General features: G+C 51.5%; 7 protein-coding genes. 2 read left to right on the forward strand and 5 right to left on the reverse strand.

Annotation, left to right across the window (positions count from 1 at the left end; all coding sequences use genetic code 11):
• Positions 1 to 2 precede the first annotated feature (2 nt).
• The 4 genes from G3M78_02815 to G3M78_02830 all read right to left on the reverse strand — a co-directional run bounded on the left by G3M78_02815 (position 3) and on the right by G3M78_02830 (position 4,676).
• Entirely contained in the window at positions 3 to 1,727 is a 1,725-nt protein-coding gene (locus tag G3M78_02815; protein ID QPJ64383.1) for a type II/IV secretion system protein, read from the reverse strand.
• Positions 1,724 to 1,885, reverse strand: a complete 162-nt coding sequence (locus G3M78_02820; protein QPJ64384.1) for a hypothetical protein — start codon at positions 1,883 to 1,885, stop codon at positions 1,724 to 1,726. Before G3M78_02820 ends, G3M78_02815 begins: the two co-directional genes overlap by 4 nt.
• Before the next feature lie 3 nt (positions 1,886 to 1,888).
• A complete protein-coding gene (locus tag G3M78_02825) occupies positions 1,889 to 2,281 on the reverse strand; it encodes a response regulator (protein QPJ64385.1) in 393 nt (130 codons plus the stop codon).
• 163 nt (positions 2,282 to 2,444) lie between these two features.
• Positions 2,445 to 4,676, reverse strand: coding sequence for a hypothetical protein (locus G3M78_02830; GenBank protein QPJ64386.1), 2,232 nt, complete (start codon positions 4,674 to 4,676; stop codon positions 2,445 to 2,447).
• Positions 4,677 to 4,924: 248 nt separating this feature from the next.
• On the opposite strand from G3M78_02830, the gene G3M78_02835 reads away from it, so the two are divergent.
• Both G3M78_02835 and G3M78_02840 read left to right on the forward strand, forming a co-directional pair.
• Positions 4,925 to 7,012 (forward strand): glycine--tRNA ligase subunit beta, encoded by a 2,088-nt coding sequence (locus G3M78_02835; protein ID QPJ64387.1) that lies wholly within the window; start codon positions 4,925 to 4,927, stop codon positions 7,010 to 7,012.
• Positions 7,013 to 7,115: 103 nt separating this feature from the next.
• Entirely contained in the window at positions 7,116 to 9,743 is a 2,628-nt protein-coding gene (locus G3M78_02840; protein ID QPJ64388.1) for a pyruvate, phosphate dikinase, read from the forward strand.
• Between the two features lie 14 nt (positions 9,744 to 9,757).
• Here G3M78_02840 and G3M78_02845 read toward each other — a convergent pair whose 3' ends face one another.
• Positions 9,758 to 10,159, reverse strand: a complete 402-nt coding sequence (locus G3M78_02845) for a hypothetical protein (protein QPJ64389.1) — start codon at positions 10,157 to 10,159, stop codon at positions 9,758 to 9,760.
• Positions 10,160 to 10,350 lie beyond the last annotated feature (191 nt).

The following is a 10,350-nucleotide window of genomic DNA, read 5'->3' on the forward strand; positions in this document are numbered from 1 at the left end:
CTCTAAAAATTAACCTTTAATTCTTTTGGAGTGGTTTTATTAATTTCGTCAATCGTCGTGAGGCCCCTCAATACCTTTTTCAAACCGTCATAACGAAGCGTCTGAAAATCAACCGTGTCGCTTTCCACATATTTTTTCACTTCCAGTATTGAACTGCTTTTAGCGATAAAATCCCGAACCTGCTCATCAACGATGAGGATCTCATGCAAGGCGATCCGCCCGGAGTAGCCTGAATGCTTGCATTTTTCACAACCCCGGCCTCTGTAGAAATAGACCTTTTCCATTCCATCCCATAAAAACGTTTCATTGAGCAATGCCTCGTCAACCTCGTACTTCTCTTTACACTGTTCACAAATTTTTCTTACCAGTCGTTGCGCGACCACGCCGATCACCGACGGGGCCACCAGAAAAGGCTCGACGCCAATTTCAACAAGCCGGGTGATCGCCTGAAGCGAGTTGTTCGTGTGCATGGTCGCCATGACCAAATGCCCGGTCAGCGCGGCCTGTGAAGCGACCTTGGCCGTCTCCAGATCGCGAATTTCCCCGACCAGAATGATATCCGGATCGTGCCGCAGAAAAGACCGCAAGACTTTGGCGAAATCCAGATCAATCGCAGCATTGACCTGAACCTGCGTGATGCCTTCCAGACGATACTCAACAGGGTCTTCAACGGTTAAAATATTTGTTTCAGGCTCGTTCAGTTGATTGAGAATAGAGAACAGGGTGGTCGTCTTGCCCGAACCCGTAGGTCCGGTCACAAAAATGACGCCATTAGGCGTTCGGATGATGTCCTCCAGCTTGCTACGATTAGCCGCCGACAAGCTCAGCTCGTCCAAGCCCGGCACATCCTGAACCAGGGCGCGACCCAGAATACGAAGCGTGATTTTTTCTCCGAAAATCGTCGGCATCGTGGCAAAACGAACGTCGATAGAACGCGAGGACAATTTAAAGCTGATCCGCCCATCCTGCGGCCTTCTGTTTTCCGTAATATTTGTATTTGACAGGATCTTCAATCTCGAAATCAAAGGCGGTAGAACGCTCTTGCCAAAACTCATGCGATTGTACAAAATTCCGTCGATGCGAAAACGAACGTTGACCCTGTTCTCGTAGGGTTCAATATGAATATCGCTGGCGCCTTCTTTAAGCCCCAAAAGGAAGATAGACTGAACCAGGTCGACGATCGCCTTATCCCCGGCAATTTCCTTGATACTCTCCAGAGTCGCTTCGTTGCCGGAACTTGAAATCAGAGCCCCTGAGATTTTACTGGTGATCTCTTCAATCGAATTTTCCGTTTGGTATTGGATTGCCAATGCATCCTGTATCTCATCGGGAAAACTAAAAACGGGGCTGGCAGGCGCCCCCATCAACTCCCCAGCTTCTTTGAGAATATCTTTATTACTCACATCGGCGACAGCAACCGTCACCGCATCGCCAAATTGATACAAAGGGATGATCGTATGCGCGTATGAAAAATCTTTAGGGAGCTTTTGCACCACGCCGGGCTGGAAGAGCGACTTGCTCAATTCCACATAAGCCAGACCATTGCAATCGGCCCACCACTGCCCCAGGTCGTTAGTCGTGGCTTGCACATCGATCTCGCCCTCTTTCATCTTGAGCACCGCTTCAAACGCGTCGTTCCCTGATTTTTTTAAAATGACCTCGACAGAAGCCTTGTCCAGCACGCCCCTGGCAACCAGAAGGTCAAAGAATTTTGAGCTCTGGTTCATGACGGTTTGGGTTGTTTCTTACGTTGAATCATTTTCTTAATATCGTCCTGGGCCAGGTTCTTTTTCATCTCTCCGGAGCCTTCGTCCTTCTTAATTTCACCCTGCATCTTCTTCAAATCATACATTCGATATTTTGAATTTTTATCAGAAAGGCTCATAAGTCACCGTTTTTTATTGAACTCGTCCCACGCTTCTTTGAGCATGAGTTTCAATTCGGGGATGGGAGTGTCCTTGCGAATATAATCCACAGCGCCCGCATCGACACATTTCTGGATTGTGCTGACGTCGGACACAGAAGTGAGCATAATAACGAAGGCATTCGGATGGGCCTGCATGATTTCCACCAAGGCGTCATCCCCCCGTTTCAGAGGCATGTTGATGTCCATGAACAAGATATCCGGGCGTTCCTTCTCGAACAATTCAATCGCTTCCTGACCGTTGGACGCTTCGCCGACGATTTCGCACTGCATCGTTTTCAAAACGCTCACAACCATACGGCGGATATGCATTTCGTCATCCGCAACCACCGCTCTGATTTTTTTGGCTGTGTTCATAAAACGATCAACTTCTATCAGGTAAAGATTCTTTGTTTAAGTAACTATAAATCCGCATACATGATATCTCTATTGCTTTGGACTAGCAAGAGACGAACGGTTATTTGTGGTTACTTTCCAGACTACAAATCGTGTCGTTTTAAATTCCAATCATTCAGCGCTGCTAAAAAACTTCACCCTCCGCAACGCGCCATTCTTTCAAGCGAAGCATCGCCTCCTCGCGCATCGGGTGCTTGATCACCTCAAAAATTTTCAACGCCGCCTTGCCCTGCCTCAAAGCGTCGGCGCCGTCGCCTTTCTGTCGCAAGGTCAGGCTCAAAGCCCAGATGGTCTCACCCTCTAATTTAATATCATTGGTCTGGCGCGCCATCGTGAGCGCCTGTTGATAAAAACCGATGGCCTTGTCAAACGATTTTGCAAGATTCGTTGCCTTGCCCAACTGAAACAGCGTCAAGCCCTGCTCCTTCTTGCTTTTGGTCTTGCGCGAAAAAATCAAACTCTGCTCGAGAAAATTAACGGCCATCTTCGCGTTCTTCTGAGCGATATTGATCTCACCCATACGGCGAAACACAACCCCTTGCTGATGAACATTATTGTTCTTCTGCGCAAAGGTCAATCCCTGGCCATACATCTTGAGCGCCCCCTCATAATCCTCCACAAACTGGGCGCAACGTCCGAGATTTTCATAAACGACTTCAATACCGTCCGTCGATTGCGTGGCCTTCAAATAATCCAGTTCGTTTTGAAAATAGCTTTTGGCCTCTGCCAGATTTCCCAATTCCAGGTTTGCCAGCCCCAGCATACGCATCGAAGCCAGCTCCATTTTCATATCTTTCTGCTTTTTGGACAACTCCAGAACCTTGAGCAGTATCGCGCAAGCGTTTTTGAGTTTTTTCTGTTCAAACAAAATTTCGCCCTGCTGAAACATCAGGTTCTTTTCCAATTCCTCCTCGCCCACTTTTCGACTTGCAGAGATCGCCGCATCCAGCCATTCGGCCACCAACTTGAGAGGTTGCCGCTTACGCAACATCTCTCCTGCCGCCTCCATATAGGAGCAACATAACCTCGACGCTTCGTCGCTTTGATTTTTCTGCGTCCACTCCCAGCCGGCCTTGATGCCATCCCATTCCTTGTCGAACAGAATCATTCCATTGACCCTTCCGGCGCCGCCGGACGAGAACAATTCAGAAGCCTCAACCAAACGCGTCAGGTAATACGTCGCCATGCGCATTTCAGCCATGGAGCGCTCCCCGCCTTGAATTTTGGATCTCAAAAACGAGCGTACGAATTCTTCTAGAAAATAAACGTCGTTCTTCGAATCGAATTCCAGAAAACCGAAGCTCGCTAACAAGGCCAAACTCGTATTGCCCGAATCCTCGCAGACAAACGCTTCCGCCGACGCGTCGAACGCTTCTGGAAACACCAGTAATTTGCGTAAAACCACGGCGATATCATCATCCAGCAATTTGTAGCAGAGGTTGAGCATCGCCGTCGCCGAGCGGTCGAAGCTTTCCGTGTCTATGAATTCAAGATGCCGCACCTCCTCAGACATTTTATTCAAAAACTCCATGGTATCGACGCCGGGATGACTTTTCACAAAGCGCGCCGCCAACACCATGGTGAAAGGGTGGTTCTTGCAGGATTTTGAAAAAACGATATGGGAAAAACCCAGTTGCGGGCAGATGGAATTCAACAGCACAATGGCGTCGTCCTTCAACATCTCATCCACCTGATGCGTGATCCAATCGCTCAACTCAAGAGAAAATTCCGAGACGATGATGAAGACCATGTTCTTGGAGGAGATCAGCGGCTTGATGATTTTGCCGTTGTCGACATTGTCCAGAACCAGAATGAAGCGCTTGCCGCGAGTCAGGTTTCGATACAACTTGACCAGCTCCAGCTTGCTTGAAGGGATATCCACATCCGGCTGAAACGACTGAATGATATAGGAAATAACGTCGGTCGCCGATCGCGAAGTCGGCGCGTCCGCCTTCATGTCGTAGTACAACTGCGCATCGCGAAACTGAAACTTGTGGCGATCCGCAATTTTAAACGCCATGGCTTTTCTGCCAACGCCGGTTTTACCGAACAGGTTGATCAAAATAGGGCGCTTTGATTCCTTGCTCTCAATCTCCTTCAACTCCTCTTTCCGACCGATGAAGTTTTCGGCCCCGGACGGAAAACGATGCAGACACTCATCCGAAGTCCCGAGCGATTTTTCAACAAACTTCATCAAACTGTTTTTGGCTGATTTTGAACCCGATTCTCCATCGCCATCCCCGCCCGAGTCGGCGCTCGATGCGGTTTTGGAGGAACCGCGTACAGACGAGGAAAATGCTTTATAAGCCCCCAAGCCTACCAGCGCCAGCAGGACTATCAAAACAGTGGATGTCATGAAATCGTATCAGACCCATAAATTTAAAGGAGTTACGCTCCACAACATGACACATATTCCGACGCTTTTCAACTAAACTACGCTCCCCTTTGTCAAGCCGAGTCCCGCCTGACAAGCACGCGCGGAAACGCCTCCAAACCTCCAAAATCGTTTGACAATTTCAATCCTTGGACTATTATCAACTGTCCTGAAGAAATAATTTTTAAGCGTTCTGACGCAACCCAAACCCAAATACATCATCAGCCAATATGGAACAACCCGTCGCCTCCGACCTGTTCATTGAAATCGGTTCCGAAGAAATCCCCTCAGGATACGTCCGTCCGGCCTTGAATTTTCTGGACAAGGAAATCCGGGCCTTCTTCGAGAAAAACAAACTCACTTTTGCCGACTCACAAGTGTTCGGCACACCGCGACGCCTGGCCATCCATTTTTCCACGGTCCAAACAGAACAAAAAGACGAAGAGGAAACCCTGCTCGGCCCCAGCGTACAAGCCGCCTTCGACGATGCAGGCAAACCGACGCGCGCCGCTCAGGGATTTGCCAGAAGTAAAGGCATCGACCCCGAAGACCTGCAAATTGTCGACAGTCCAAAAGGCAAAGTCATCGCCGCAACCGTCAAGCGCGAAGGACAAGCGACGCAGGCCCTGCTCGAAGCATGGCTCCCGCAATTGATCAAAAGCATTCCGTTCCCTAAAAAAATGCGCTGGGCCGACAACCCCTCCGCTTTCGCGCGCCCGCTACACTGGATCGTCAGCTTGTTTGGAGATCGTACTCTGAAAATAAATTTCGACGGCGTCCGCGCCGGAAATCAGTCGCGCGGGCATCGTTTTCTGGCGCCCCAGACATTCACCGTCGAAAACCTCGCCAGCTACCAGAAGCAATGCCGCGAGCATCGCATCATCGCCGATCCCAACGAACGCAAACAGGAAATCGAACGACAAGTCCGGGAACTCGCAACAGCCGCCGGAGGCCAAGTGGAACCCGACGACGCGCTTCTTGAAGAAGTGAACCAACTGGTCGAATATCCCTTCGCCATCCTCGGAAATTTCGAAGCCAAATACCTCGAGCTACCCAAAGAATTGCTGAGCATCGTCATGAAACGCCACCAGCGTTATTTTCCCGTCGCTTCGTCAAAAGGAGAATTGCTGAACCACTTCATCACCATCAGCAACATCCAGCAAGGCGAAGGCGAGGAAGTTCGCAAAGGCAATGAACGCGTGATTCGCGCCCGCTTGGATGACGCCAGCTTCTTCTATAAAGAAGATCGAAAAAAACCGCTCGCAGATTTTGTCGATGCCCTGAACGGCGTCGTCTTTCAGAAAAAACTCGGTACCTCCTACGAGAAAATGACCCGCATCGCCTCGCTGGCCGAAGCGCTCGCCAGCGCCGTCAGCCCCGAAGACAAGGAAGACGCCATACGCGCCGCGCGCTTGTGCAAGGCCGACCTCGTGACCCAGATGGTCTATGAATTTCCCGAACTGCAAGGCATCATGGGCGGCTATTACGCCCGCCACTCCGGAGAAAACGACGCCGTATCGCAAGCCGTAAAAGATCATTACAAGCCCGCATTCGCAGGCGATTCCACACCGGAAACCTCCGTCGGCGCAATCATCGCCCTGGCCGACAAACTCGACACCATTTTAGGGTGCATCGGCGTCGGACTCATCCCTTCCGGCTCCGAAGATCCTTACGGACTGCGCCGCCATGCGCTCGGCATTATCCAGATCATTCAACAACGGCAATGGAGCATTTCGCTCAACGCCTTGATTGATGAAGGTCTGAACCATCTCGACGCAAAAATCAAATTAACGCGCGATGAAATCCGCTCGCATGTGCTGGACTTGTTCGCGCAACGCTACAAATCATCCCTCAAAGACGAAGGCTTTCCCTACGACGCCATCGACGCCGTGCTCGCTTCCGGCATCGATGCCCTTGCCGACGTGCAGGCGAAAGTTCGCGCCTTCTCCGATCTGAAACAGCAAGCCTACTTTGAAGACCTTTCCGTCACCTTCCGGCGCGTCGTCAGCATTCTTGATGACAGCGCCTTTGGAGACATCGACTCGACGCTCCTGAAAGACCCGGTCGAAATCAAACTCCACCAAAGCTGGCAGGAATTGAAAACTCCAGTACGCTCACTCGTAGAAAACAAACAATTTTCTCAAGCCCTGGAGAAAATCGTAGAGATCAAACCTTCCGTCGACGCATTTTTTGACGGCGTGATGGTCATGGACAAAGACCTTGCGATACGCTCCAATCGCCTGCGGCTCCTACGCAACGTATCCCTTCTCTTTTCAGACCTCGCCGACTTTTCACGCATCGTTTTCAAAAAAGGTTGAAAACCCTATTTTGTTTGGCTAACCTGATTCTCTTTTTTTCATGAAACCGCAACGCATCTCAAGAACGCAATGATGTTCCTGAAGATGATTCTCAGGATATAAAATGTCTAAAAAATACCTCTATTTTTTCAGCGGAGAAGAAACCGAAGGCAACGCGGAAATGCGCGACCTGCTTGGGGGCAAAGGCGCCAACCTGGCTGAAATGGCCTCCCTCGGCATCGCCGTGCCCCCCGGATTCACCATAACGACCGAGGCCTGCCTTGCGTTTTTTAAAAACGACTCCCAGTTACCCCCGACCCTTTGGACTGAGGTTAAAAAACGTCTCGCGCAATTGGAGAAAACGCTCAACAAAAAATTTGGAGACCCCGTCAACCCCCTGCTCGTCTCTGTTCGCTCCGGCGCCCGGGAATCCATGCCCGGAATGATGGACACCGTTCTCAACCTCGGGCTTAACGATGATACCGCCAGGGGTCTGGCTGAAAGCACCGGCAATGAATGGTTTGCAAACGACTGCCACAGACGCTTCATCGCCATGTTCGCCAACGTCGCCCTCGGCGTTAAATTCGAACACTTTGAAGCGATCATGGACAAACAGCGCAAGCTGAAACAAGTCGAAGCCGACACCGAACTCCAGGTGCGCGACCTCAAAACCATTATCAGCAAATTCAAAGCCGTGGTGAAGAAGCAAACCGGCTCGCCGTTTCCAGATTCGCCGATAGATCAACTCAAAAAAGCCATCGAAGCGGTTTTCCATTCATGGAATTCTCCGCGCGCAATCACCTACCGCAAAATCCACGCGATTTCGCACGACTGGGGCACCGCAGTGAACGTACAAGCGATGGTATTTGGCAATATGGGAGACGACTCCGCCACCGGCGTGGCCTTCACCCGCAACCCGGCGACCGGAGAGAAAAAATTCTTTGGCGAGTACATGATAAACGCCCAGGGCGAAGACGTCGTCGCCGGCATACGCACCCCCAGCCCGATTTCTGAACTCGAAGCGGTCATGCCCGAAGTCTACGAAGAACTGGTGCGGGTCTATCAAAAGCTGGAGAACCATTACAAGGACATGCAGGACCTTGAATTCACCATCGAGAACCGCAAACTGTTCCTGCTACAAACGAGATCCGGCAAACGCACCGCTCCCGCCGCCATCAAAGTGGCCGTCGATATGGTGGGGGAAGGGCTTATCAGCAAACGCGAAGCGGTCATGCGCGTGTCGCCCGGTCAACTCGATCAGATTTTTCATCCCATGATCGACCCAAACGCCACCGTCAACGTGCTGGCCAAAGGTCTGGGAGCCTCACCCGGAGCCGCGTTCGGAAAAATCGTATTCACCCCCGAGGGCGCTCAGCTACGCGCCGACAAAAAAGAAAAAGTCATTCTGGTCCGCGCCGAAACCTCACCCGAAGACATTCACGGCATGAACGTATCCCAGGGCATCCTGACCGCCAAAGGCGGCATGACTTCGCACGCCGCCGTCGTCGCGCGTGCCATGGGCAAACCCTGCGTGTCCGGCTGTAGCAATCTGGATATCGACATGAAAAAGAAACGGGCGACGCTCAACGGAACCGTGTTGACTGAAAACGACAGCATCACCCTCGACGGCGCCAACGGACAAGTCATCGCAGGCGAAGCGCCGCTCATTCAACCGCGCCTGACCAGTTCCTTTGCCCGCCTGATGAATCTTGCGGGAGAATTCAGAACCCTGCAAATTCGCGCCAACGCGGACACCCCGCACGATGCGCTGGTGGCGCGCGACTTCGGCGCGCAAGGCATCGGACTGTGCCGAACCGAACATATGTTTTTTAACAAGGAACGAATTCTGCTGGTGCGACGCATGATCTGTTCGCAAAAAGAAAAAGATCGCGCCGAAACCCTGAAAAAATTATTGCCCATCCAGCGCAACGACTTCACGGAGATTTTTCGCGTCATGGACGGCTTGCCCGTAACCATACGCCTGCTCGACCCGCCCTTGCACGAATTCCTGCCGTCCAATAAAGAAGACATCAAGGTGCTTGCAAAGGAAATGAAAATTTCCGCCACCGCGCTGGCAAAACAGATCAACTCGCAACGCGAGATCAATCCCATGCTCGGTTTGCGCGGGTGCCGACTCGGTATCGCCTTCCCGGAAATCTATCGCATGCAGGCGCGCGCTATTCTCGAGGCGGCATCGAAACTAATCAAAAAAGGCGGCAAGATTTACCCGGAGATCATGATTCCCCTTGTCAGTCACGTCAACGAATTCGTCATCACCCGCGATCAGATACTGGAAGAGGCGGAGGACGTTCAGAAAAAAACCGACATTAAGTTGCCCCTCAAGATAGGAACCATGATCGAACTGCCGCGCGCGGCTCTCACTGCAGACGCCATCGGCCGCGAAGCGGACTTCTTTTCGTTCGGTACTAACGATCTCACGCAGACCAGCTACGGCATCAGCCGAGACGATTCCGCCGGCTTCCTGCCGAACTATCTCGACCAGCAATTACTGGAAGAAGATCCTTTTGTCTCCGTCGATCAGGATGGCGTAGGAGAATTGATCAAAATCGCCATCGAAAAAGGCAAGGGCGCCAACAAGAAACTGCATCTTGGCATCTGCGGCGAACATGGCGGCGACCCGAAATCCATCACGTTCTTCAATCAACTCGGGTTGGACTATGTGAGCTGTTCTCCATTCCGCGTACCCACCGCCTTGCTGGCCGCCGCACAAGCCGCTATCGAAGCGGTGTAGTCAAACGCAAAGAGTCACGCCCGCTTCATGGGGGAACGTTCGCCTCGCAGGTAGCGAAACACATCGGCCACGTCGATCACCAGGGAAATTCCGTTCATCGCCAAAACGACTCTCAAGTAGAGCCCAAACGCACCCTCGACAGGATGCATCCCCAGACGAGTGTATAAATAGACCAGCAGGGGAAACCAGAAAACGTGCATCAAACCCAGCAGGCGGGTGAAGCCCTGCAAGCCGACCAACGCCATCCCCATCATACCCCCGGCAATAAACGCCGTAAATATGACCTGAGCCTCAAAGCGGTCCCAGAAAAACAGCGGGACCAGCCCATTGAATGCCGCCAAGAGAGAGATCCATAGCTGAACGGCCTTCGGGTACGATCTCAGCCCACTCATGAACTCTTCAAACACTTTCACCATAGCGTCGCCTCATAAAAAATCCCATTGACTCCTTAAACCCTTCAACACCCGGGTTTATTGATGAGTCGCCGAGCGACGCCATGCCTTACTCATTTTTTAAAGACGCTGAAATCTATAACGGATGTCATTCGACAAAAACGCTCACATACCTGTCGGATAATCCAGAAAGACAAACTCTGTCCCGAAGCGTT

Source organism: Candidatus Nitrohelix vancouverensis, from assembly GCA_015698305.1.
GTDB classification, from domain to species: domain Bacteria; phylum Nitrospinota; class Nitrospinia; order Nitrospinales; family VA-1; genus Nitrohelix; species Nitrohelix vancouverensis.